18 protein-coding genes, 1 pseudogene and 1 riboswitch are annotated in these 25,625 nt (G+C 61.1%); of the genes and pseudogenes, 6 read left to right on the forward strand and 13 right to left on the reverse strand.

Features of this window, described 5'->3' with window-relative positions; all coding sequences use genetic code 11:
- Nucleotides 1-52 precede the first annotated feature (52 nt).
- The 4 genes from IB238_RS08165 (at nt 53) to IB238_RS08180 (ending at nt 5,291) form a co-directional block, all read left to right on the forward strand.
- On the forward strand, nt 53-2,365 hold the full coding sequence (locus IB238_RS08165; protein ID WP_192245161.1) for an NADP-dependent malic enzyme: 2,313 nt from the start codon (nt 53-55) through the stop codon (nt 2,363-2,365).
- Nucleotides 2,366-2,685: 320 nt separating this feature from the next.
- Nucleotides 2,686-3,159 (forward strand): hypothetical protein, encoded by a 474-nt coding sequence (locus IB238_RS08170; protein ID WP_192245163.1) that lies wholly within the window; start codon nt 2,686-2,688, stop codon nt 3,157-3,159.
- A 120-nt stretch (nt 3,160-3,279) separates the two neighbouring features.
- On the forward strand, nt 3,280-3,945 hold the full coding sequence (locus tag IB238_RS08175) for a response regulator (protein WP_192245164.1): 666 nt from the start codon (nt 3,280-3,282) through the stop codon (nt 3,943-3,945).
- On the forward strand, nt 3,942-5,291 hold the full coding sequence (locus tag IB238_RS08180; protein WP_192245166.1) for an ATP-binding protein: 1,350 nt from the start codon (nt 3,942-3,944) through the stop codon (nt 5,289-5,291). The genes IB238_RS08175 and IB238_RS08180 overlap by 4 nt, the downstream gene beginning before the upstream one ends.
- Nucleotides 5,292-5,362: 71 nt before the next feature.
- Here the strand turns inward: IB238_RS08180 and IB238_RS08185 are convergent, their stop codons facing one another.
- Entirely contained in the window at nt 5,363-6,421 is a 1,059-nt protein-coding gene (locus IB238_RS08185; RefSeq protein WP_192245168.1) for a phytanoyl-CoA dioxygenase family protein, read from the reverse strand.
- A gap of 283 nt (nt 6,422-6,704) precedes the next feature.
- Between IB238_RS08185 and IB238_RS08190 the strand changes: the two genes are divergently transcribed.
- Nucleotides 6,705-7,757: a DUF2865 domain-containing protein gene (locus tag IB238_RS08190; protein WP_192245170.1), complete on the forward strand. Its 1,053-nt coding sequence runs from the start codon at nt 6,705-6,707 to the stop codon at nt 7,755-7,757.
- Between the two features lie 21 nt (nt 7,758-7,778).
- Here the strand turns inward: IB238_RS08190 and bluB are convergent, their stop codons facing one another.
- From bluB to IB238_RS08210, 4 genes are all read right to left on the reverse strand, one after another.
- Nucleotides 7,779-8,465, reverse strand: coding sequence for a 5,6-dimethylbenzimidazole synthase (bluB, locus tag IB238_RS08195; protein ID WP_192245172.1), 687 nt, complete (start codon nt 8,463-8,465; stop codon nt 7,779-7,781).
- A 44-nt stretch (nt 8,466-8,509) separates the two neighbouring features.
- Nucleotides 8,510-8,743: riboswitch (cobalamin riboswitch) on the reverse strand.
- A gap of 72 nt (nt 8,744-8,815) precedes the next feature.
- Nucleotides 8,816-10,318: a diguanylate cyclase gene (locus tag IB238_RS08200; protein ID WP_192245180.1), complete on the reverse strand. Its 1,503-nt coding sequence runs from the start codon at nt 10,316-10,318 to the stop codon at nt 8,816-8,818.
- A 176-nt stretch (nt 10,319-10,494) separates the two neighbouring features.
- The gene (locus tag IB238_RS08205) at nt 10,495-11,319 is read right to left on the reverse strand and encodes a PD40 domain-containing protein (RefSeq protein WP_192245182.1); all 825 of its coding nucleotides are present in this window, start codon (nt 11,317-11,319) and stop codon (nt 10,495-10,497) included.
- Between the two features lie 20 nt (nt 11,320-11,339).
- Complete coding sequence (locus IB238_RS08210; RefSeq protein WP_192245183.1) at nt 11,340-13,013, reverse strand: NAD+ synthase; 1,674 nt, start codon at nt 13,011-13,013, stop codon at nt 11,340-11,342.
- A 281-nt stretch (nt 13,014-13,294) separates the two neighbouring features.
- On the opposite strand from IB238_RS08210, the gene IB238_RS08215 reads away from it, so the two are divergent.
- Nucleotides 13,295-15,202 (forward strand): LTA synthase family protein, encoded by a 1,908-nt coding sequence (locus tag IB238_RS08215; RefSeq protein WP_348648249.1) that lies wholly within the window; start codon nt 13,295-13,297, stop codon nt 15,200-15,202.
- 81 nt (nt 15,203-15,283) lie between these two features.
- On the opposite strand, the gene mgrA is transcribed toward IB238_RS08215, so the two are convergent.
- From mgrA to IB238_RS08255, 8 genes and pseudogenes are all read right to left on the reverse strand, one after another.
- On the reverse strand, nt 15,284-16,315 hold the full coding sequence (gene mgrA, locus IB238_RS08220; RefSeq protein WP_192245185.1) for an L-glyceraldehyde 3-phosphate reductase: 1,032 nt from the start codon (nt 16,313-16,315) through the stop codon (nt 15,284-15,286).
- 196 nt (nt 16,316-16,511) lie between these two features.
- A pseudogene (locus tag IB238_RS08225) lies at nt 16,512-17,642 on the reverse strand (Gfo/Idh/MocA family oxidoreductase); the annotation flags it as partial.
- Between the two features lie 40 nt (nt 17,643-17,682).
- Nucleotides 17,683-18,444 carry a sugar phosphate isomerase/epimerase gene (locus IB238_RS08230; RefSeq protein WP_192245189.1) on the reverse strand — a complete coding sequence of 254 codons (762 nt, stop codon included), beginning with the start codon at nt 18,442-18,444 and terminating at the stop codon, nt 17,683-17,685.
- Nucleotides 18,445-18,488: 44 nt separating this feature from the next.
- The gene (locus tag IB238_RS08235) at nt 18,489-20,957 is read right to left on the reverse strand and encodes a glycoside hydrolase family 2 protein (protein ID WP_192245191.1); all 2,469 of its coding nucleotides are present in this window, start codon (nt 20,955-20,957) and stop codon (nt 18,489-18,491) included.
- Between the two features lie 201 nt (nt 20,958-21,158).
- Nucleotides 21,159-22,247 carry an ABC transporter ATP-binding protein gene (locus IB238_RS08240; RefSeq protein WP_192245193.1) on the reverse strand — a complete coding sequence of 363 codons (1,089 nt, stop codon included), beginning with the start codon at nt 22,245-22,247 and terminating at the stop codon, nt 21,159-21,161.
- A 4-nt stretch (nt 22,248-22,251) separates the two neighbouring features.
- A complete protein-coding gene (locus IB238_RS08245; RefSeq protein ID WP_192247513.1) occupies nt 22,252-23,169 on the reverse strand; it encodes a carbohydrate ABC transporter permease in 918 nt (305 codons plus the stop codon).
- A gap of 19 nt (nt 23,170-23,188) precedes the next feature.
- Entirely contained in the window at nt 23,189-24,094 is a 906-nt protein-coding gene (locus tag IB238_RS08250) for a sugar ABC transporter permease (protein WP_192245195.1), read from the reverse strand.
- A gap of 117 nt (nt 24,095-24,211) precedes the next feature.
- Nucleotides 24,212-25,447, reverse strand: a complete 1,236-nt coding sequence (locus IB238_RS08255; RefSeq protein WP_192245197.1) for an ABC transporter substrate-binding protein — start codon at nt 25,445-25,447, stop codon at nt 24,212-24,214.
- Nucleotides 25,448-25,625: the final 178 nt, after the last annotated feature.

Genomic DNA, 25,625 nt, shown 5'->3' on the forward strand with positions numbered 1-25,625 from the left:
ATCCGTGCCAGAAGGAAGGTCGGAAGAACGTATGGAATCGGACAGGAAGAACATGACCACTGCTGACAAGCCGAAAGGGAAACCCACGCCTACGAGCGGTGACATCGACCAACAGGCCCTCTTCTTCCATCGTCACCCCCGGCCCGGCAAGCTCGAGATCCAGCCGACCAAGCCGCTCGGCAACCAGCGCGACCTGGCGCTTGCATATTCGCCGGGCGTTGCAGCCCCCTGCCTTGCGATCCGTGACAATCCGGAAACCGCTGCGGACTACACCGCCCGCTCCAACCTCGTTGCGGTCATCTCGAACGGCACCGCCGTGCTCGGCCTCGGCAATATCGGGCCCCTGGCCTCCAAGCCCGTGATGGAGGGCAAGGCGGTCCTGTTCAAGAAATTCGCCGGCGTCGACGTGTTCGACATCGAGATCGACGCGGCAAGCGTCGACGAGATGGTCAACGTCATCTCCGCGCTAGAGCCGACCTTCGGCGGCATCAATCTCGAGGACATCAAGGCGCCGGAGTGCTTCGAGGTCGAGCGCCAGTTGCGCGAGAAGATGGACATCCCCGTCTTCCACGACGACCAGCACGGCACGGCAATCATCGTCGCGGCTGCGATCCTGAACGGCCTCGAACTCGCGGGCAAAGACATCGCCAAGGCGAAAATCATCGCGTCGGGCGCGGGTGCGGCGGCACTCGCCTGCCTCAATCTCCTCGTCACCCTCGGTGCCAAGCGCGAAAACATATGGGTCCACGACATCGAAGGCCTCGTCTACAAGGGACGCGAGGCACTTATGGACCAGTGGAAGTCCGTCTACGCCCAGGAGACCGACAAGCGCGAACTGGCCCAGACGATCGACGGCGCCGACGTGTTCCTCGGCCTTTCGGCTGCTGGCGTCCTGAAGCCGGAGTTGCTGACACGCATGGCCGACAAGCCGCTGATCCTGGCACTGGCCAACCCGACGCCGGAGATCATGCCGGAAGAAGCCCGTGCCGCGCGCCCCGATGCGATGATCTGCACCGGCCGTTCGGATTTCCCCAACCAGGTCAACAACGTCCTCTGCTTCCCCTACATCTTCCGCGGCGCGCTTGACTGCGGCGCCCGTACGATCAACGAGGAGATGAAGATGGCGGCGGTGCGAGCCATCGCCGCACTCGCCCGCGAGGAAGTCTCCGACGTGGCCGCACGCGCCTATTCCGGCGACACACCCGTCTTCGGCCCGAACTACCTGATCCCCTCGCCCTTCGATCAACGCCTGATCCTGCGCATTGCACCGGCCGTTGCCCGCGCCGCAGCCGAAAGCGGCGTCGCCACCCGGCCGATCGCCGATTTCGACGCCTATCTCGATCAGCTCAACCGCTTCGTCTGGCGCTCCGGTTTCATCATGAAACCGATCTTCGCCGCGGCAAAGAAGGCAGAGAAGAAGCGCGTGATCTTCTCGGACGGTGAAGACGAGCGCGTGCTGCGCGCCGCGCAGGTGCTTCTGGAAGAAAACATCGCACAGCCGATCCTGATCGGACGACCGCAGATCATCGAGGCCCGCCTGAAGCGTTACGGACTGCGCATCCGTCCTTCCGTAGACTTCGAAGTGGTCAACCCGGAAGACGATCCGCGCTATCGCGACTATGTCGACGACTATTTCAAGCTGGTCGGCCGGCTGGGCGTGATTCCCGAAGCGGCCCGCACGATCGTCCGTACGAACCAAACCGTCATCGGAGCATTGGCCGTCCGGCGCGGCGAGGCGCATGCCCTGATTTGCGGTGTCGAAGGGCGCTATGCCAAGCATCTGCGCGACGTTCGGCAAATCATCGGTCTGCGCGAGGGTGTAACCGACTTTTCCGCCCTCAGCCTGCTGATATCGCAGCGCGGCGCGACGTTCTTCACCGACACCTACGTCACCTTCGAGCCCACGGCCGAGGAAGTCGCCCAGATGACGGTGATGGCAGCCAGGGAAATCCGGCGGTTCGGCATCACGCCGCGCGCGGCATTGGTCTCGCATTCCAACTTCGGCTCGCGTGACTCCGTGAGCGCCTTCAAGATGCGCAAGGCAATTGCGCTGGTGCGCGAAATGGCACCCGAACTTGAGGCCGATGGCGAGATGCACGGTGACTCCGCGATCTCCGAGATGCTGCGCCAGCGCGTCATGCCGAGCAGCACGCTGACCGGCGAGGCGAACCTCCTGGTGTTCCCAAATCTCGATGCGGCCAACATCACACTCGGTGTGTTGAAGACCATGTCGGACGGCCTTCATGTCGGCCCCATTCTGCTGGGTGCCGCGTTGCCGGCTCACATTCTCTCGCCGTCGGTGACGTCGCGCGGCGTGGTCAACATGGCGGCACTTGCCGTCGTCGAGGCATCCTATCCCGAGTGATCGCCTGCGTGCGAATGATAACGTCCGCGGCTCATTTCCCATTTGGGTCGCGGGCGCTTTGGACCTGGCACGTCCAACAGAGTGCCAACGCGATAGTGTCCCATTCCCAGACTTCATCTGGCGGCCGGCCCCCTGCCCGCACGGAAAGCCGCTCAACCGCAGACCAGCATCAGCCCCGTGCGCTGCTTTCATTCCCATGACAACCCGCGATCTCGTCTTGACGCGCGCTTCCGTAGCCTTAAGTGGGCCATAAGAAACCGCGGATAGCAGGTCTCCATGGCGCCCAATCAAGGGGCCAGGCAAAAATGCAGGAGACTACAATGCAATTTCGCAAATACCTGTCCGCCGCAACTCTCGCGCTGGCGGTTGGCTTTGGTTTGCCCAGTACGGCAATTTCACAGACGACACACGACGGACACGGAGCAACGGCGGTCGAACTGACCTTGAACAACGGCGCCAAGTGGCAGGGCGACGACAACATGATCAAGGGCATGAACGCCATTCGTGATGTGATGGCGTCGCAAATGACGGCAATCCACGACAATACCTTGTCGTCTGACGTGTCCGCGACAATGGCCAAGGATATCGAGACCCAGATCGACTTCATGGTGGCGAACTGCAAGTTGACGCCAGAAGTCGATGAACAATTCCATATGGTGCTGGCGCAACTCCTCGACGGGATCGCCAAACTCCATTCCGGCGCAGAGGCCCGCAATGGCGCCATTCAGATCGTCGAGACACTGAAAGTCTACGGCGATCATTTCGAGCACCCGCACTGGCAGGCACTGGAATAAGTGCGCAACGCCGGCGATCCGCCTGTTCCGATTTGTCACAGTGCTTCGGCAAGCGGCGCCGGTAAGAATACCGACCAATGGGCTTCTCCCATTGGTCGGTCGAGATTAGGGTTCGGTAGCATGCGACTGTTGCTCGTCGAGGATGACGAACTTCTTGGCAAGGGTGTTCTTGCCGGCCTCACTCAGTCGGGTTTTGCGGTGGATTGGGCGAAAAGCGGCGAGGATGCCGAGGTGGCGCTGGAGACTGCGGACTATGATGCCGTCGTCCTCGACATCGGGCTCCCACGCATGGACGGGATAACGCTGCTGCAAAAGCGACGCAGGGAACGCGACAGCAGGCCGATCCTGCTTCTCACCGCGCGCGACACGGTCGCGGACCGGATCGGTGGGCTCGATGCTGGCGCCGACGATTATCTGGTGAAGCCTTTCGATCTGGACGAGTTGCTGGCTCGCCTGCGGGCATTGCTGCGACGGTCGAAAGGCAAAACGACGCCGATTTTGAACCATGGCCGACTTCAGCTCGATCCGGCCGGCCACGCAGTTACGCTGGATGGAAAACCCGTCGTGTTGTCACAGCGCGAATTCGCGGTCCTGCAAGACCTTCTGATGAATGCGGGACGGGTACTAAGTCGTGGTCAGCTTGAAGACAGGCTCTACGGCTGGGGCGAGGAAATCGACAGCAACGCCATCGAGGTTCATATCCACAATCTCCGCCGCAAGCTCTATCCCGATGCCATCAGGACCATACGCGGCGTCGGCTATATCATTCCGGAATCGGACGCATGAACCACTCCTTGCGCCGCCGTTTGGTTTTGGGTCTTTGCGGCAGCATGATTGCAGCGTGGCTGGCGACAGCCTATTTCACCTATCTCGATACGCAACACCTCATCTCCGAGGAGGTCGATTCACATCTGGAGCAGACGGCGAAGCTGCTCCTGCAGATACGGGACCGCCACTCCAAGGGTGATCTGGCGTCCTCGAACACCACGTTTGTCGAGACCGACAAGGAGCATCCGCTTTCATATCGCATTCGCACCTCCGGCCCAGACAGGCTCCTTCCCTCCGCCATCGGGGATCGGTTCCCCGTCACGGACTGGAAAGAAGGCTATGCCGACGTCGTCAGCAATGGGCAAACCTGGCGGGTATTCGGGGCGACCGACGGCAAGGACGGCTACGTCGAAGTTGCGGTTCGGCAGGAACTTGGTGGCAGTTTCGCGGCGCGCGTTGCCGCGCACATCCTTCACCCGATGTGGATCGCAATCCCCCTGCTCACTGTGCTCGTCTGGGGAGCGGTCCGCTGGGGGCTGTCGCCGCTCGAGGCTGTTGCGGCAAATGTTGCCCGACGCACAGCGTCTGATCTTGAGCCACTTCCACCAAAGACCGTTCCGACCGAAATTCTGCCGCTGATCTCGGCACTCAACGCGCTGTTTGACAGAATTTCCGCGTCAAGCGAACGTGATCGCCGCTTTGCCGCCGACGCCGCACATGAGCTTCGCACCCCGCTCGCCGCGATCAAGGCCCATGCGCAGGTGGCTAAGCGAGCTACTGAAATGCAAGACAGCCGACGGGCGATCGACAACGTTCTGGAAGGTGCCGAACGTGGTGCGCGCGTGGTTGAGCAGCTTTTGGCTCTGGCACGATTGGATCAGGCAACCACGATGCTCGGATCCGTCGATCTCATGTCGGTGGCGCGTGACGTTGTCGTTCGGCTCGTTGAGGAGGGCGGGAGCCGGACGATGAACCTCGGACTGGCGGGGTCGATGCAGGAGGCCAGTGTCATCGGCAACGTCGAACTGCTGCAGGTTCTCGTGCGCAATCTCCTCGACAACGCCCTTCACCACACACCTCCGGGGACCGAAGTCAATATCAGCGTCGAGGCGCAAGATAAGTCCGTTGTCCTGCGCGTCGAGGATAGCGGTCCGGGCATACCTTCGACATTGCGCAACCGGGCACTCGACCGGTTCTTCAGGGGTGGCAAAACAAGTACGCCGGGAAGCGGCCTGGGTCTGTCCATTGTCGCGCAGATCGTGGAACTGCACGGGGGGACGCTCGTGCTGAAAGATGGCCCGGGAGGCAAGGGACTTTGCGTCGAAGTCACGCTTCCAGCGGTTGAACACGCCTCGAAGAATTGAATAAGCTACGACAGCAACCCGGGCCACAAAGGCTGCCGACGTACCCCACCGGCCTCGATAGCACGGTCGACCTACTTTTGTTTCAACCGCTTGGACCACTCGAGCGCTTTGCCGTAGCCGGCCGGCACCCAGGGCGAGCCCTTTAGGCCGAGCTTGCCGCGAAGTCCCATGGCGCCGATGATCAGTCGGTTGACACGCGCCCTGATGAAGGAAAGCGAGGCGATGTGCAGGCCGGTGACAGGCAGGTACGGATTTCGGCGGAGCGAGCCGTAGATCTCGACGCGCGTCGTTGCCTTGTAGCTCGGGCAACGTGCGTGGAAGCCGTGCGTATCAGCGACGATCAGCGTGTTCGCCTTGACGACCATCTTCATCGGCTGGCCATAGCCAAGCGCCGCCAGCTCTTCCGGCATGATCCGCAGAGAGCCGCGCGCGGAATACTTGTTCTCGATCGTGTCGGAGTTCTCGCTGATGCGCTTTTCCCAGGCCAGGCGCTGTGGCGTGATCTTGTGCGAGCCCGGAACGTATGAGAACGGCCCATCTTCCTCGCCCACATCCTTTAGGAACAACCAGCCTTTGGCGGTTGGCTGAAAAGTGTCGCTGTGCAGCGCCGTTTGCGGGTCGGCAGCAGCCTCCTTCGACGGCGTCGAAGGCAGCGCCATCACGACCTGCACGACGAGCAAAGGCTGGCCGTCGTGCGAGGAGACATAGCGCAGGAGGTTCGTCATGCGCGGGTCGTTGCGTGCTGCCTTGAAGCCAGGCAAACGCTCAAGGTCGCTGTCGTCGATCAGCGCGCGGCGAGTAACTGTCGTCCCCTGCAGCATGTCGTAGCGGTCGAAATCGCTGTTTTCCAGCTCCGCTGTAACTTTCGCGAAGACCTCGGGCGGGAGAAAATTCTCGATCTTGACGAAGCCATTTTCCTCGTACTCGCGTCGCTGCTCCGGCGTAACGAGATTGGCAAGCGACTTGCGCCGCCAGTCAGCCATGTCCATCGCTACGGAAACACGCTTCGCGTGCAGACCCATCTTGTTCAGCGTCTTGCTGCCGATGATCGGATTATCCGCAAAGGATTTGGCACCCGATGCAAGCTGGAGGGCATAGAATGGACTCAGCAGGACAGAAGTGAGGCGCATGCAAAACCTGTGGGTGTGGACGCAATCGGATAGGTTGGCCGGAATGGTATCGCAATCTAGAGCACTACCAGCATCACCAGCCCGCCGGTTTCACTTTGCTACACCATGGGCAAGGCGATATCAATTCCATCCGCCGATACCAACATGATTTCAAAAATCAGCTATCGTTGATGATCGTCAAGGCAGTTAATCACATTTACATGAGCACGTTGCGCCGCCACCCCAGCAACGTATGATGGGTGGCGTCCTGTGCCAGCTATTCTACCTGTTCGGAGCCACCACAGTGCCCCTGCGCTTGCGCCGATTGATGGTTCTGGCAACCGCCGCCCTCGCCTGCACCCTCGTTGTTCCCGCGCGGGCGTCAGATGTCTGCGATGATCTCCAGTCACGCCTGGCGAGCCTGCCCCAGGTGGATATCCCCATCAACGATGCCGGAAGTCATTCGTCCCCCGTCGCGCAACTGAGCGCCCAACTGGAACAAGCCAGAGCCGATCTCCGACAACTTGGGTGCAGCACCGGCAGCGTTACGGTCTTCAGGACATCAAGTGCGCGCGAATGCAGCGAGATTGCATCCGCCATCGAACGAATGGAACGCAACATCAAGGGTCTCTTCGCAAGACAAGGCGAACTTGCTTCCCTTGGAAGCTATCAGGAAGCCCGCGTTCAAATTCTTGCCGAGATCGAGTTGAACGGCTGTCGCGGTGTCGGCAGCTCGGATCCCGACGAGGCCTATGATCGGGCGACGGCAGATGGATTACCCGACGATGGCTTGGCGACCCGTTACGGCGGCAGCGGTACGCCGGGAGGCCGATTACGCACGGTCTGCGTGCGAACCTGCGACGGCGGCTTTTTCCCGATGACACAGGGCGCCTCCCCGCTCGACTTTCGTCGAGACCAGCGGGCGTGCGCCAGGATGTGCCCGCAGACGGAAACCGAGCTCTATTACCAGTCACTCAATTCCCTCGACAGCGGCGAGATGGTTTCCACCGTCACCGGCCGGCTCTACGCGCAACTGCCGACGGCCTTCGCCTATCGTACGCCTGATTTCTCGAAACCGAGAGACTGCGGGTGTGACCTGTCCGCCTATCATCGGAGCATGCGCAACAACTCGACTAGGACTGGCGCCGGCGATAGCGCACAGGGCGCGATCAAGGAGAACGTCGGCTCCGTGACGACAATCCGTATGCGACCCGTTGGGCAGGCGAAAACAGCCGACAAGGTTGTCATCGAACGACCCTATGACCCGGTGAAAGACAAGGTTCGCAACGTCGGCCCCGTGTTCTTGCCAGACCCGGAGGGAGCGATCGATCTGCGCAATCCCGCAGGCCCGAAGTAGACCTTTTCCGGTCTGGCGCGTTTAGCGCCTGTTTCCCCATCGGTCGGAATAGACTAGCTCCTCCAGCGGCAGCCGTTGCCGCCAGCCATTCAGCGCAAGCTCCGGCTCACGATAGAGTTGATCGACGAACCCGACGCAGAGCCAGGCGACGATCTCGATCCGCTCGGGAATGCCGAGTAGCGAACGGATATCCGCATCGTGGAAAATACTGACCCACCCGACGCCGACCCCTTCTGCCCGCGCTGCGAGCCAAAGGTTCTGGACGGCGCACACAGTCGAGTACACATCCATGCGCGGATTGTGCGTGCGCCCGAGAACCACGGCGCCGCCGCGGTCGGGATCACAGGTCACGCAGATGCTGAGCGGCGCCTTCAGAATCCCCTCGAGTTTCAGCGAGCGATAAAGTTCTTGCCGTTCGCTGGCGAACATCGCCGCCGCCTCTTCGTTTGCCCGCTGGAATGCCTTGTGCGCGGCTGTAAGCACCTCCCGATCGCGGATGACAATGAAGTTCCAGGGCTGCATAAAACCCACGGAGGGCGCCCGATGCGCCGCATTCAATAGTCGCTCGACCAGATCAGCCGGAAGCGGTTCCGGCAGGAACTGGTCGCGCACATCACGTCGCGTTTCAATCGCATAGTACACGGCCGCGCGTTCATCGGGCGAAAAGGCTTGTGCACGGATGAGATCATCCGTCGGCAGAGGTCGCATCGTCATCTCCCCAACAATGCTGAATACCTTCCGCCGTCCGCGCGGGTTGGTCTATCTCGCCAGGCCGGTCTTCTGACTCCGGTTCCCTCGACCGCCCCTACCTTCCCGGCTGCAATACCAGTGGCAATTGGAAGCTTGCATCTTCCAGGCTTGGCCGTCCCCGTCACAGCGTTGGGCACGTTTCGGCTTCGAGACCTGACACCAGTCCGGATGGCGGCCCCACCGAATTCCCGATTCTCCCTTGCTTTCACAAGGGCACCTGACGGTGATACCTGCGCATGTTGGAGCCGGCGATGCAAGACCGGCACCGACGGTGACGTGTCGCAGTTGGAGCGTGAGAGACGCGACGGTCAGGCCGCTTCGATGTCGCCTTTCGCCTCGCCGTCACCAGACATCGCAAACACCGCGCGGTTGCGACCGCTGTTCTTGGCGGCGTAAAGGGCTGCGTCTGCCACTACCATGATGTCGTGCACAGTATTTCCGTGATCGGGGTACGCGGCAATACCTGCGCTGCTGCCGACGCTCAGTATCTGCCCTGCGAACGGGATCGGAACTTGCGCGTCGCGCACCAGCCCATTGGCAAGATCGAGGAGATCCTGCCGGTCCACCGCTCCGGGAAGAAATACGGCGAACTCGTCGCCACCAAGGCGCGCCACGATGCCCTTGCTGCCGACCCTGCCCAAGAACCTGGATGCGACCGTATTCAGCACAGCATCGCCGGCCGCGTGACCATGTCGGTCGTTCACTGCCTTGAACTGATCAAGGTCGATCGCGAAGACCGCGAACGGCTCGCCGCCTCCCTTTTCCAGCATATCCTTCAACGTATCATCGAAGCCGGAGCGGTTGAGCAGTCCCGTAAGCGCGTCATGCCGGGCGAGAAAGGCGTTGCGCGACTCGCTTCGCTGCAGGGCGCGCACCAGCGATGAGAACTTGAATGTGACGAAACCCATGACCACGACGAACATCGCAACCAGGGCCGTGATTTGAGGCATTGCCATCGACCAGACAAAAGAGCCGGGACGGTTTGGGCGCCACGACGCCGCCATCGGATTGAAAGCATCGCCGCCGACGCCGGTCAGCAAGAGATCCTTGTCCTCGGTCGTAATCGCAGAAAATCCAAGGTTTTTCAGCCCCAGCCGCCGCTCGGAGTTCGCGAGCATCTTTGCCGAAATCGGCTTGACGGTTACCAGCAGCACCGGCGTCTTGCGCGCGTCCGGAATGAAGAGCCGCTTGGGGACGACTGATTGCACCACGATGATGCTCATCGTCCCATCGATCATCCGCATGCCGGTGACATTGATGTGCGCCAATGCGGGCGATAGCTCATCGCCACTTTCCGGCGGCTTCGCAAGGAGCCAGCCGTCACGCGTACGACGCAACGCCGCGTAGTAGGCACCCTCGGCCCGTTTGGTGAGATCGCTGACCCAGTAAAGAAGGTTGTCGGCTTCCTTCGCATTGACGACATCGCCGTCGTGGACTGCAAGGATCGTCTCCTGGCCAGGCTTGGTGAACACCATCCATGAGAAGCCGAAATCACTCCAGAGCCAATCGCGCAACTCCCTGCGGATGAAGTCGTCACTGAACGAGCCGTCGCCCAGTTCATCGAAGCTCTTGTCCCAGACGGACATGCCGCTTTGATAGAGCACCACCTGTTCGATCTGGTGGCGGAACTCGTTCTTGACGAGCGTCTTTTCCGTGCTTGCAACGAAATCATTCGCCTGCCGGCTCGCGTAGTCCAGCACCATGAAATTGGCACAAGCGAAGAGGACGACGATAGCCGCCGCCGCAAGACCAATCATGATCTTGACGCTGCCCCGGTTCCCAACCGGACTTTCAGCCCCAGCATTCGCCATGTCTTTCCCCACCGACATGCCCGCGGCCCATGCCGCCCTATATGTTATTTTTCGGGGATGCTAATGCGAAAGCGGGAATATTCACTTAAGCGGACTGGTTTCCGAAAGCTTAATGGACGTGAGGATTGGGGAATCAATACCACGAGCAGGCTCGGCAAACACGATGGCCGATTGCATCAGCCTGCGGACTCATAGCGCACGAAGGCAAATTCATCGCCGTCAGGTGACCAATTCGGCACATTCATCGTGCCCTGTCCGCCGAACAGGTCGAACAGCACGCGATCATTTCGGCCATCAGCATCCATCAACCGTAATCGGACATGCTGGTCCCGGGGATGGTCGAAGACACCGGCGTCAAAGGAAAGCACCAGCAAATACCGCCCGCTCGGTGACGGATGAGGGAACCAATCCTCCCACGGGCTGTCGGTGACGCGCGCGGCTACACCACCATCCGGCCGAACGCTCCAGATCTGCATGCGGCCGGACCGGCTCGAGTTGAAATAGATTCGCCCGTCTGCGGACCAGTCCGGCCCGTCATTCTTCCCCTCGCCGAAGGTCAGCCGTCTCTCCTCGCCGCCCTCGATCGGAATTGTATAGATATCAAAGAGATCGCCGCGGATGCCACAGTAGCAGACGCTCTTTCCGTCCGGTGACCAGCCGTGCCAATAGGACGGCAGATTCGGCGTAACGAGTCTCGGCATTCCGCCTTCGGCCGGCAAAATGTAGATGGCCGATTTGCCGAACTCCGTCTTGTCGCAAATCGCAAGCCATCGACCGTCCGGCGACAGGCCGTGGTCGTTGTTGCAGCGGACCGCAAATCCCGTATCGATCGGGACCGGCGGGCGGCCGTCGAGCGGCAACCGGTGGAGCCGCCCGTCACCATTGATGGCCAGTGATTTGCCGTCCCGTGCGAAGTTCGGCGCCTCCACCAACTGGTCGGTCTGCCAGACGACGCGCGTCAGTCCTGTCTTGATATTGTGGATCTCAACCGAACTGCGCATCGTCGTTTGCCCCCTTTTTGTCAGCGATCACGGAAGCGGTTGGTGATCGGATAGCGCCTGTCGCGACCAAAATTCTTCTTCGTGATCTTCACGCCGGGTGCCGATTGCCGGCGCTTGTATTCAGCTATGTAGAGCAGATGCTCGATCCGATGGACGGTCGCTTCGTCATGACCCCGCGCGACGATCTCTTCGGTACCCATCTCGTTTTCAACGAGGCACTCCAGTATATCGTCCAGGATCGGGTACGGCGGCAGCGAATCCTGGTCGGTCTGGTTCGGGCGCAATTCGGCGGAAGGCGCCTTATCGATGATGTTCTTCGGGATCACCTCGCCGGATGGGCCGAGCACACCAGGCGGCACGGTCGTGTTTCGCCAGCGTGACAAGGCGTAGACCTGCATCTTGTAGAGGTCCTTGATCGGATTGAAGCCGCCGTTCATGTCACCATAGAGCGTCGCGTAGCCAACCGACATCTCGGACTTGTTTCCGGTCGTCACCACCATCGAGCCAAATTTGTTCGAGATCGCCATCAGGATGGTGCCACGAGCGCGGCTCTGCAGATTCTCCTCGGTGATGCCGGACTCGGTGCCTTCGAACAGATCTGATAGGGCATCCATGAAGCCGGTGACCGGCGCTTCTATCGGCACGATGTCATAGCGGCATCCAAGCGCTTTCGCGCAGGCCGCGGCATCGCTCAGCGACTCTTTCGAAGTGTAGCGATAGGGCAGCATCACGCAGCGCACGCGCTCCTCTCCAAGCGCGTCGACCGCGATCGCCGCGCAAATCGCCGAATCGATACCGCCGGAAAGGCCGAGGATCACGTTCTTGAAACCGTTCTTGTTGACATAGTCGCGGAAGCCCAGAACGCACGCGCGGTAGTCGGCCTCTTCCTGCTCGGGCAGCTTGGACATCGGCCCGCCATCGCAGCGCCAGATGCCGTTCTCCTTCTTCCAGGTGACGAGTGCGATCGTCTCTTCGAACTGGCTCATCTGGAAGGCCAGCGACTTGTCGGCGTTCAGGCCGAAGCTCGCTCCGTCGAACACCAGTTCATCCTGTCCGCCAAGCTGATTGGCAAAGACCATCGGCAAGCCGGTCTCGATCACCTGCCGCAACGCCACCTGATAGCGCACGTCGACCTTGCCGCGATAGTAGGGCGAACCGTTCGGCACGAGCAGGATTTCCGCTCCGCTTTCCGCCAGCGTCTCGCAAACGCCCATCTCGTTCCAGATCTCCTCGCAGATCGGAATTCCGAGCCGGACGCCACGAAAGTTGACCGGTCCAGGCATGGCGCCTTCGACGAAGACGCGCTTCTCGTCGAATTCTCCGTAGTTCGGCAAGTCGAGCTTATCGCGGAAAACGAGAATCCTGCCCCCATCGAGGACGGCGACCGAATTGTGTCGTCCGGTCACACCCTGCCGGGGAAAACCGACAACGACCCCGGGCCCGCCATCGGCGGTATCGGCGGCCAGCGCGTCGATTGCCGCATGGCACGCCTTCAGGAACGCAGGCTTCAACACGAGATCTTCCGGCGGATAGCCGGAAATGAAGAGCTCCGTCAAAAGCAGCAGGTCCGCCCCTTGGCGCGCGGCATCGGCGCGCGCTTCACGTGCCTTGGCCAGATTGCCGGCAACGTCCCCCACCGTCGGATTGAGCTGCGCAACCGCAATGCGGAGTGTCGTCCTGTTGTTATCGGTCATTTCCGTCCTCGATCAGCCCTCGCCCCCAACGTTAGATCGGGCCTCAGGATGCTCTTTAGAGCATGACGGACGGTTTGAAAATGAAGGGTATTTGGTTTCTGTGAGGTCCCGCGGTCAAGTGCCTGAAATCGGCCATTTGCCTGGCCATCAAGCGGGATAGATCGCGACTGGAGTCGCCGCCACGGTAACCATTCATCCCCTGTTCAAGATGACAGGGATATGACAAGTGAATAAAACTTTTATGAAGCCTGGAGTAGTGCGTGACCCTTGTAAGTTCTGCCGTGGCGACGACCGCCGTCGAGAAGGGATTTGCCGCCGAGTCAGGCCGCCCCGCCCGTCTCGCCAAGACAATGACGATGGTTGGTTCCGTCGGCCTCACGTTCCTCCTCGCCGTCGTGACCGTCGCCGTTGTCGAACTGATCACGCGCAAATCAACCGGTGACACGGTTACCTTTCTGACGACCTATGCACAGCCCGGCTGGACCACCTGCGCCCTGTTTCTTCTTGCATTCCTCGGCTTTGACGCGTTAATCGGCCGCCAGCACAAGGCGGTGCTGGTGCTTGCGCCAATCGCGGTCCTGCTTGCCTTCGTCTCTGAGCAGAAGCAGATCTTCCTGACCGATCCGCTGTACCCTACCGACCTTCTATTTGGCCGTCAGATCATGGAACTGATGCCGGCGCTGGTTCGTGACCGGCCATGGACAGCTGCGTTCGTGGCGATCGGGTCCGTGTCTGCGATAGCTGCGCTTGTTTCGGTCTGGGTCCTCGCCTGGAAGCGCTTCCGTCCGCTGACCTTGAAAGAGCGTGCCCTCCGACTGGCAATCGCCGTACCGCTGCTCACCGGCTTCGCCTCGATCATGGACTACAACCAGTTCTCCTGGGTTCGTGACCGCCTCAACGTCTTCCCGATCATGTGGGACCAGACGGAAAACTACCGGCACAACGGCTTCATGCTCGCCTTTGCGATCAACTTGCCGATGGCGAACGTCAAGGCGCCCGCCGGCTATTCGGCCGATGCGATCGACCACATCTATCAGGAGCCCCTTCCGGCCGGCACCAGCCATCGCAGCAAGCCTGACGTGATCGTCGTCATGAGCGAGTCGCTTTGGGACCCGACGCGTTTGAAGAACGTGAAGCTCACCCCGGACCCGATGCCCGTAGTCCGACAGAATACCACCGGTGCTGTCTTCTCGCCGGAATTCGGTGGCCTGACGGCGAATGTGGAGTTCGAGGCTCTGACCGGCTTCTCCAATGCCTTCCTGCCGACGGGCAGCATTCCCTACCAGCAGTACGTGCGTGATCCGATCCCTTCGCTTGCGACCTTCTTCCGCGGCGAAGGCTATACGGCGCGCGCCATCCATCCGTTCGCCGGCTGGTTCTGGAACCGCACATCCGTCTACCAATCGTTCGGCTTCGAGACCTTCCGCACGGAAGAGACGATGCCGGTCATGAGCAAGCGGGGCATCTTCACCTCCGACGAGGCGTTGACGAAGGAGATCATCCGCCAGGCCGACGCGCAGCAGGACCCGTTCTTCTTCTTCACGGTAACGCTGCAGGGCCACGGCCCCTATGAGCCGAACCGTTACGCGAAGAACACCATCAAGGTTGAAGGCAATCTGCCCTTGGCCGATCAGCAGGCGCTTTCCACCTACGCCCAAGGCGTGAAGGAAGCGGATGACAGCCTGAAGACGCTGATGGACTGGGCCAGCAACCGCGACCGCGAGACCATCATCGTCGTCTTCGGCGATCACCTGCCGCCGCTGAACACCGTCTACACCTCCGCCGGCTACATGAACGATGTCACGGCTGCCCGCCGGGCCTCTGTCGAGCAGATGAAGCGCGAGCACGAGACACCGCTCATCGTCTGGTCCAACAAGACCGGCGTTAAGGAAGATATCGGCACGATCAGCCCGGCGCTGCTGCCCTACCACATCCTCACCCAGGCGGGCTTCGAGCATCCCTACTACACGGGCTTTCTCGGCCGCGTTCAGCAGCGCTACGACATCGTCGACCGCTACCAGCTGATCGGCAATGACGGGAAGGCAACAGCTGACTGGTCGCGCAAGAAGAACATCGACCCGCTCATTCGCGACTATCGCTTCCTGCAGCACGACATCCTGTTCGGGAAGCGCCGCGGGTTGGAGCGCTTCTTCCCGGCCCATGCGGGTGTCGTCGGCGCAGCATCCTGACAAGCGTGTCCAGCAACGGCATAAAAAACCCTCGCTCTCCGCAGGACAGCGAGGGTTTTTCTACACGCCAGGGACCTTCGACTATTCGAGTTCGGCCGACCGGGCCCAGAGGTTGATGTCTGCCTCACGCGCATAACGGTCGATTTCCGCAAGTTCCTCGGCAGTAAAATCTGGCTTCTTGAGCGCATTGACGCAATCGACAATCTGCGAAGAACGGCTGGCGCCAATCAGGGCCGAGGTGATCCGTCCACCGCGAAGAACCCAAGCGATCGCCATCTGCGCCAGCGTCTGGCCCCGTCTCTCGGCGATCTCGCTGAGTTTGCGGATATTGTCGATGATCTCCGGACGGATGAAATCCTTCTTGAGGAAATGGTTTTGGGCCGCGCGGCTGTCGCCCGGAATGCCGCCGAGATACTTCGCAGTCAGCATTCCCTGCGCGAGCGGCGAGAACACGATCGATCCGATGCCGAGTTCCTCGAGTGTATCGACAAGTCCGTCCTGCTCGATCCAGCGGTTCAGCATCGAATAGCTCGGCTGGTGGATCAGGCAGGGCGTGCCGAGATCCTTCAGGATCGCCGCCGCCTCGCGCGTACGCTGCGAATTGTAGGACGAGATGCCGACGTATAGGGCACGGCCCGAACGCACGATATGATCGAGTGCCGCGCAGGTCTCTTCGAGCGGCGTGTCGGGGTCGAAGCGGTGCGAATAGAAGATGTCGACATAGTCGAGACCCATCCGCTTCAGGCTCTGATCACAGGAGGCGATCAGGTATTTGCGGCTGCCCCACTCGCCGTAGGGACCGGGCCACATGTCATAGCCGGCCTTGGATGAGATGATCAGTTCATCCCGCAGACCGGGGAAATCGGTGCGCAGGATCTCGCCGAAGGCCGTCTCGGCCGAGCCGGGGGGCGGGCCGTAATTGTTGGCGAGGTCGAAATGGGTGACGCCGAGGTCGAAGGCGGTGCGGCACATCTCGACCTTCCGCTCGTGCGGCGTATCACCGCCGAAATTGTGCCACAGGCCGAGAGAGACGGCCGGCAGTTTCAAGCCGGAGCGTCCGACGCGGTTGTATTTCATGGTGTCGTAGCGGTTTTCCGCAGGCTGCCAGGCCATGATGATCTTCCTCTGCTATCATACGGGCGGGAATGGATACTCCCGCCCGGGCACCTCTCACAAGGGGCAACTGCAACGTTTGTGGCGCGGCACCCTCTACCGGTCCTTAAGCTTCTGCCCGTGCACGTGATTTCTGCGGCACCGCTTTCGCCTTGGGAGGCGTCGTCGCCTTCTTCTTCGGCTTAGAACCAGCATTGCGCAGCAATGCGCGCGCCTCCTCGATGCCGAAAGCGGCTGGCTGGGTACATGTAGTGTTAAGCTCGATGAAACGCCCCTCCTCCCCGGACCTCAGGATGGACACCATGACGTCAACGCCGTGCAATGCACGCTCCAGCGAGCAGCGGGCGTCCCGCCCCTCCAGGATCGCATTCGCCATATCGGCCAGACCGGCTGTGCGATAGTTCGCTCTCGGGCCACCGGGGTGGATCTGGTTGTCGACGGCGAAGGGATGATCCCACATCTTGAGCGGTGCGATTTCCTTGTTCCGACCGCTTGCTTCGACCACACCGCCGAAGAAGTTCGGATCGGGCACGAAGATCGATCCTTCCGTGCCGTAGAGCTCGATCGGCGCATGGCGATGCGACCAGACATCCCAGCTCGCGCCGAGCGTGATCGTGGCGCCGCTATGGAACTCCAGAAGCGCATGGATTGTCGTTGGCGTCTTGACCGGGATCACCTCGCCCGCGCGCGGCTGGCTGGTAATCGTACGGGTATCCGATGCCATGGAACTCAGTGCCGCCACGCGCTTCACCGGACCGATGAGATTGACCAGATCCGCGATGTAGTAGGGCCCGAGATCGAGCACCGGGCCACCGCCCGGCAGGAAGAAGAAGTCCGGGTTCGGATGCCACATCTCCATGCCCGGGCTCATCACATGGCAGGTACCCGACGTGATCCGCCCGATCTTGCCGGCGTCCACATGGGCGCGGGCAAGCTGATGCGCGCCGCCGAGGAAGGTATCCGGCGCGCACCCGACTGAAAGCCCCTTTTCCCTGGCGATCCGCCGCAGTTCCTCGCCCTGCTCCAGCGACAGCACCAGCGGCTTTTCCGAGTAGACATGCTTGCCCGCTTCGAGGATCGCCCGGGAGACGGAATAATGGGCGTCAGGGATCGTCAGGTTGACGACGATGTCGACCGCCGGATTGGCGAGCAACGCCTCGATCGTCTGTGCCTCGACCTTGAATTCGGCGGCCCGGGCCTCGGCCGCCGCCATGTTGATGTCCGCGCAGGCGACAACCTTGATGCCCCTGAAGAGCGGCGCCAGCGAGAAATAGGTGGTGGAGATGTTGCCGCATCCGATGATGCCGACACCGAGTTCCTTGGTCATGTCCTTCATCTTTCGTTTGATCGCTGAGCGTGGCGACTGGTCAATAGGATTGGATCGAGGCGATCGAGCGCTCGGTCAGCCGCTTCAGGTCCTTGGGATTGTCGTGTTCGACGATGAAATACTTCGCCTTTGTGGCGGCCAGCGCCTTCAGAAGTTCGCCCCACGGCACCGTGCCGTGCCCCACATCCGCCCAGCCATCCTCGTCCTTGTTCTCCCCCACCGGGGCGATGTCTTTCACGTGCACGGCGGTGATGCGATCGGCATATTTCTTGATCCAGGCGAAGGGATCGGCGCCGCCCCGTACGATCCAGGCAATGTCCGCCTCCCAGGAGAGATCAGGCCCGCCGTCGAAGATATGGTCCTGCGGGAACGCTCCGTCAGGCAGCGCAAAGAACTCGAAGTCGTGGTTATGCCAGCCGAAATCGAGCCCAGCCTCGCGATAGGGAACGGAAGCCTTCTGCAGACGCTCGCCAAACGCGCGCCATCCAGCCGCATCCGTAGGGCGCTGATCGGGCAGCAGATAGGGGCAGTAGATTGCCTTGATGCCGAGCGTGCGCGCGATCTCCAACACGCGGTCGACTTCATTCTCCAACATGTCGATGCCAAAATGGGCGGTCGGCATGGCGAGACCGTTCCGGTCGAGATCGGCCCTTGTGGCCGCGACCGCCTTGTTGTCGAGCGAGGCGTAGAGCGCGCCATAACCCTCGACCTGCTTGTAGCCGGCACTCGAAACCAGGCGGAACACGTCGGCAAACGGCTGGAAGTTGCGGGCGCTGTAGAGTTGGAAACTTATGTTCTGCAAGGTTGTCTCCTCGATATGTATGGGTTTGACTGGGATGTAGCGGCCTAGCCGCTAGGGGATTGGCAGGAATGAAGATCGATGGCGTGGAAGATTGCCGGCTGATCAGGCCCAAGCGGTTGGCTCGGGGTGAAGACGAGTGTGCGCGGCTCACTTGGCAGAAGGTCAAAAGCATTGTCCGACCAGCGCCCTGGTACATTTGCCTCGACTAAAACATAAAGAGCCAACGTATCAGCCGATGCGATGACGTCGTAGGCGCCGTCGTCCCGCCGGCGCGCCACGAGCTTCAAGCCGGTCGGTAATAGATCGAGCGCCTTGTAGGCCACGGGCGCGTAATGCCCCTCACCGCGCATGCCGTTCGAAACCGCAAAACTCCAGAAAAGCAGCGTGTCTTCAGGCAAAGCCGAGGCATCGATGGAAAGCAGCGTTTCCGCGCGATCCGGCCCGCACATCCCAATCGCGTCGTGGAAAGATCGCTTCTCGCCGGCAAGGGTGGCGAGAAAAGTCTCGAGGGCAATTTCAACCGGTGCAGCCGTGTCATTCACAACCGAAATGTCGACGCGCGCTCCATCCTGCGACGGGATCGCCGCCACGGCGACGGGCTGGTAGAAGCGGCGCGCCATGTAGTGCATGGCTTTCCAGCTGCCGCCGTGGTCGAGACTCGACCAGGACGCAACCGGCCAGCTGTCGTTGAGCTGCCAGTAGAGCGTTCCCATGCAATGCGGCTTCAGCGAGCGCCAGTATTCGACGGCAGTGCGGATCGCGAGCCCCTGCTGGATCTGGCTGAGATAGACGAAGCTCGGGAAATCCTTCGGGAAGCGGAAATAGCGGAACATGGTCGCCGCGATCCGCTCGTTTCCGCCGGCATTCTTCTGGTGCCATTCCATCACCGGAGAGGCGATGTTCAGGTCCTTCTCCTCGGCAAACTGCCGGATCACCGGTATCGACGTGTAGGACTGGAAACCGAACTCGGAGCAGAAGCGCGGGCGAACGGTGCGATAGTTCTCGAACGGCTTGTTCTCATGCCAGACGGACCAGTAGTGCATGTCGCCGGAACCGTCTGCATGCCATGCGTCGCCGAAATCGAGATAGCCGGATGCGGGGCTCGACGGCCACCAGATGGCGCCGGGTGCCGCCTTCTTCAGCGCCAGCTCGATGGTGCGGTTCAGGCGGTCGTAGGAGACAAGGTAGCGGTCACGATCCTTCCGCGACACGTCGAACCAGGTGAGCGCACCGACGAGCTCGTTGTCGCCGCACCAGAGCACGATGGCGGGGTGTGACGAGAGCCGACGCACCTGGTAGTCCACTTCGGCTGTGACGTTGTCGAGGAAATCCGGAGTCGAAGGATAGAGGTTGCAGGCGAACATGAAGTCCTGCCAGACCATCAGCCCCATCTCGTCGCAGAGGTCATAAAACCAGTCCGGCTCATAGAAGCCTCCGCCCCAGACACGGATCATGTTCATGTTGGCATCGACGGCCGATTGCAGCAGGTCGCGCACGCCTTCCTGTGTGACACGCGAGAAAAGCGCATCCGCAGGGATCCAGTTTGCACCGCGGCAGAAAATTTCCCGTCCGTTGATGCGGAAGGCGAAGCGGCTGCCGGCCTCGTCCTTGTCGGTCAAAAGTTCGACGCGGCGGAACCCGAGCGTGCGTGTCACCGTCTCGGTCGGTGTCTCGACCATCACCCGCGACAGCACCTGTTCGCCGCTTCCGACCGGCCACCAGAGCTTCGGCTCGTCCACATGGAACAAGTGCGTCAGCACTGTCTCGCCGGCATTGACGCCGATGTCGAGCCGCACGCGCTCGCCGTCGAGCGAGAAGTGCACCGGCAGAATGCCGGGTTCCTTGGCGAAGAAGGTCGCCGTAACGTAGAGGTCGACCGAGCCATCCGCGTGATGAAATTGCCGCGTCGTCACGTGCTCGATGCGGGCGATCTCCAGCCTGCGCAGAACGATGGGCTCGTAGATCCCAAGCGGGGCGACAGCAAGATTCCAGTCCCAACCGAAGTGGCATTGCGGCTTGCGCAGCATGTTGCCGTTGGGGATCGGCGAATTCTCCTCATGCCAGGGAACGAAGAAGGGTTGTTCCGCCTGCCGGGCCGCCCCCGCAGCGCTGGCCGAGTGTATGACAACGCGGATCACGTTTTCGCCCGCCTTCAACGCCTCGGTCACATCCGGCCGGTAGCGGCGGAAGCAATTGTCCGCGTCCTGTACCAGCACACCGTTCACATAGACGGAGGCGATGGTGTCGATGCTGCCGATGTCGAGATACCAGCGCGCCTCGAGCATCTCCGGCGTGACGAGGAAGGTGCGCTGCAGCGCCCAGTCGGCCAAAGCCACCCATTGCACGTCTCGCTCGCTCCGTCTGACATAGGGGTCCGGAATGATGCCGGCGGCCAGCAATGCGCTGTGCACGTCGCCGGGAACCAGCATCGATGCTGCATGACTGCCCTCCAGCATGGAGAGCTGCCAGGTGCCACGGAGGTCTATGGCTGCGATGTCGGGTCCTGCATTCATCGGCTTGATCTCGAAACTTTGGTCTGGAGGTAGGCAAATGCCCCTCACCCTGGCCCTCTCCCCGAAAACGGGGAGAGGGAATGGAACACTTTGCGGCTTCTGCCTCTCCCCGCTTGCGGGGGAAGGCGTCGGCCGCGGATGAGGGGCAAAAACGCTGAACGGGGTCGATCGGTTCAGCGGAACGCCGCCCCCTCCTCTCCGTCAGATCCGCTCCTCGGTCTCCGCGTCGAACACCGAAGCAAGCGATGGATCGAAGGAGAGCCTGACCTTGGTACCCGGACCAAACCGCCGTGCACCTGATGTACGAACCGACATCGTGTGACCAGCGTGCTTCAGCCACAAGAGGTTATCGGCGCCCATCGGCTCCTCGATATCGACAATCGCCTCATGGACCTCACCGGACGCGTTCGGCTCGTCGACCTTCACATGTTCGGGACGCATTCCAAGAACGACCTTGCGTCCGGGCATGAGCGTCTCGCCGGAACGATAGGCATCGAGTGAGAAGGAAACGCCGTTTGAAACAAAGACCGGCCTTCCGTCCGTTCCCCTTGCGATCTCACCGCTCAAAAAATTCATCGAGGGCGAGCCAATGAAACCGGCGACGAAGAGGTTCCTCGGCGCATTGTAGATCGTATCAGGGTCGGCGAGTTGCTGGATCACGCCGCCTTTCATGATGGCGATGCGGTCGGCAAGCGTCAGCGCCTCGATCTGGTCATGGGTGACGTAAATCATCGTGTTCTTCAGCGACTGGTGCAGGCGCTTGATCTCGACGCGCAGTTCAGAACGGAGCTTGGCGTCGAGGTTGGACAGCGGTTCATCGAAGAGGAAGACGTCGACGTCGCGCACGAGCGCCCGACCGATGGCGACGCGCTGGCGCTGGCCGCCGGAAAGCTCTGATGGCTTGCGCTTCAGAAGCGGGCCGATCTGCAGGATCTCGGCGGCCCGCGCCACCCGCTTGTCGATTTCAGCCGGCGGGACTTTCGCCACCCGCAGCCCAAACGACAGGTTCTTCTCCACCGTCATCTGCGGGTAGAGGGCATAGGACTGGAACACCATGCCGATGCCGCGGTCCTTCGGCTCGTCCCAGGTGACGTTGCGCCCGTTGATGAAGATCTGGCCATCCGTGATGTCGAGCAGCCCCGCAATGCAGTTGAGCAACGTGGACTTGCCGCAGCCGGAAGAGCCGAGCAACACGAGGAACTCGCCTTCGGCGATGTCCAGGTTCAGCTTGTCCAGAACGGTTACCTGGCCGAAGCTGAGCTTCAGGTCTTTGACGGAAACGCTGGTCATGCACTTAGCCTTTCACTGCACCGGCGGCGATGCCGCGGACGAACAAGCGGCCGGAAACGAAGTAGACGATCAGGGGAACGGCGCCGGTCAGGATGGTGGCGGCCATATTGACGTTGTATTCCTTCACGCCCTGGACGGAGTTGACGATGTTGTTGAGCTGCACGGTCATCGGGTAGTATTCCGGCCTGGTGAACACGACGCCGAACAGGAAGTCGTTCCAGATGCCGGTGACCTGCAGGATCATCGCCACGACGAAGATCGGCAGCGACATCGGCAGCATGATCTGAAAATAGATCCCCCAGAACCCGGCGCCATCGACGCGGGCAGCCTTGAAGAGTTCCTCCGGCAGCGCGGCAAAATAGTTCCGGAAGAGCAGCGTCAGGATCGGCATGCCGAAGATCGTGTGCACGATGACCAGGCCCGACAGCGATCCGTAGAGACCGATCTCGCGCAGGACGATGACGATCGGGTAGAGCATTACCTGATAGGGTATGAAGGCGCCGACGATCAGGATCGTGAAGAAGACGTCGGCCCCTTTGAAGCGCCAGTTCGCAAGGGCATAGCCGTTGACCGAGGCAATCGCGATCGAGATGACCGTCGAGGGAACGGTGATGAGCACCGAGTTCCAGAACCCGCGCGAGAGGCCGTCGCAGTTCAGGCCGGTGCAGGCGCTCGACCAAGCCTTGACCCACGACTCGAAGGTGATCTCCACGGGTGGTGAGAAGATGTTGCCGAGACGGATCTCCGGCATTCCCTTCAGCGAGGTCACGATCATCACGTAGAGCGGCAGAAGGTAATAGGCCGCGGCAACGAGCAATGTTCCGTAGACCATGATGTTGCGCGACGAGAGCGTGCGGCGCGGCCTCGTTCCCTTCGGCCCTGCGGTCCCACTCGCAGAATGAGCCGCAGTGTCCGTGATCATTTTCTTCAGATGCGCCCGGTCAGACACGCTTGCGCCCTCCGCCGAATTCCAGATAGGCCCAGGGAACGATGATGATCGCCACGGTGAGGAGCATCATGGTGGAGGCTGCAAACCCCTGCCCCAGATTCTGGGCGTGGAACATGTAGTCGTAAACGTACTTGGCCGGCACTTCCGAAGAGATCCCCGGCCCACCGCTGGTCTGCGCCACGACGAGGTCGTAGACGCGCACGATGCCGCTTGCGATGATCACGAGCGTCGTGACGAACACCGGCCGCATCATCGGGATGACGATGAAGAGATAGGTCTTCCACATCGGGATGCCGTCGACCCGCGCGGCCTTCCAGATGTCCTCGTCGATGCCGCGCAACCCTGCCAGCATGAGGCACATGACAAGGCCCGTGCCCTGCCAGAGCGCCGCGATCAGGATGCCGTAGATGACGATGCTGGGCGTGTAGAGCGGATCGAAGCTGAAGCCCGCCCAGCCCATGGCCCGCACCACCGACTGGATGCCGTGCTCGGGATTGAGTAGCCACTGCCAGACGAGACCGGTGACGATGAAGGACAGCGCGAAGGGATAGAGAAAGATCGTGCGGAACGTGTTTTCGAAGCGGATCTTCTGGTCCATCAGCGCCGCAAGCACGAAGCCGATGACAAAGCTGAAGAACAGCGAAAAGAAGCCAAAGATGGCGAGGTTTTCGATCGAGACGATCCAGCGCGGCGCCGCCCAAAGCCGCTCGTACTGGTCGAGCCCGACGAACTTGAGCCGCGGCAGCAGCTTGGAGCTCGTGAACGAGTAGATCACGGTCCACACCGTACCGCCCAGGAAGATGACGACGGCGGTCAATATCATCGGTATCGAAGCAATCTTCGCATTCAGATTGCGCAGCAATCGGTTTGGCCGCCCGTCGCGCACGTGGCCTGTCATGGGTCCGTCCTCCCCATCCTGTCCCGTTCATTGCCATTGGGCCGATGCCGTCATCGGCCAGCCGTCAACCACACTGTCGGCTCCGTAGGGAGAGCCGACAGCGGAAGAAGACACAGATCAATCGGCCGCAGCGATGATCTCCGCGAAGCGCTTCTGCGCCTCTTCGGCCGTGATCGAAGGATTGGCGAAGAACTCGGAGGCGAGGTCTTCCTTCTGCTTCTGGCTGTCGGCCGAAAGCAGTTGGTCGGTCCACGGGATCACATCGCCCTTGGCGAGGATGTCCAACCCCTTTTTCATGCAGTCGTTGGCGGCAGCCAGATCGACGTCACCACGCACCGGCAGCGAACCCTTCTTCAGGTTGAAGGCAACCTGGGTCTTCGGGTCGAGAAGCGTTTCGGCCAGAACTCCCTGCGCCTTGGACTTTTCTTCGTCCTCGAGCAGCGGGAAATAGAAGGCGTCACCGCCCGTGGCGATAACCTGGTTGACGCCGAGACCGGGAAGGCAGGTGTAGTCCTCCCCGGCCTTCAGCCCTGCGAGTTGGAATTCGCCCTGCGCCCAGTCGCCCATGATCTGCCCGCCGGCCTTGCCGGTGATGACCATGTTGGTCGCGAGATTCCAGTCCTGCACGTTGGTGCCCTTGGACATGCGGCGGGCATCTTCCGCAGCCTTGAAGACCTTGGCGATCTCCGGCCCGGCTGCCACCTGTGCATCCTTATCGCGGAAGACGCTCAGGAAAGTGTCCTTGCCGGCGAGCGCCAGGATCATCACGTCAAAGGCGCCATTCGACTGCCAGGGCTGACCACCCAGGGCAAGCGGCACGATGCCGGCCTTTTCCAGCGCCGGCGCGGCCGCAACGAATTCATCCCAGTTTTTCGGCACCTCGACGCCGGCCTGCTTGAAGGCCGCGTTCGAAAGCCAAAGCCATTGCCAGGAATGGATGTTCACCGGCGCGCAATAGATCTTGCCGTCGATGGTGCAGGAATCGAGCAGGCTCGACGGCTTGATGATCTCCTTCCAGTTCCCCTTGGTCGCAACGTCCGTGAGGTCGCGCATCAGGCCTTCCTGGACCAGTTCCTCCGCCTGGCGACCGTGATTGAACTGCGTGGCGGCCATCGGATCGCCGCCCGTGATGCGGCTGATCATGATCGGGCGCGCGGTTCCGCCGGAACCGGCAATCGCGCCGTCCACCCAATGATTGCCGGTGGCATCGAAGGCCTTGGCCAGTTCGGCCACCGCCGCAGCCTCGCCGCCGGATGTCCACCAATGCGTCACCTCCAGGTCCGTCGCATGCACGGCAACAACCGGCAACGCAACGGTAGCCGCCAAGCCGGCGACCGCGGAACGAAATTTCATGAGTCTCCTCCCTCACTGAAACGTTACAGTTAAAAACGTAGAGCAAACGTTTCGATCACGCAAGCCGGCGATCCTCAGATTCAGCGACAATCATCGAGCACCGTGATTTCCGCTGCATAAAAGATCGCAGCACTGCACTTAAAGACATTGAAATACTAATTTTATCGTGATTTTTCAA

This window comes from Rhizobium sp. ARZ01 (genome assembly GCF_014851675.1).
In the GTDB taxonomy this organism is placed as follows: domain Bacteria; phylum Pseudomonadota; class Alphaproteobacteria; order Rhizobiales; family Rhizobiaceae; genus Mycoplana.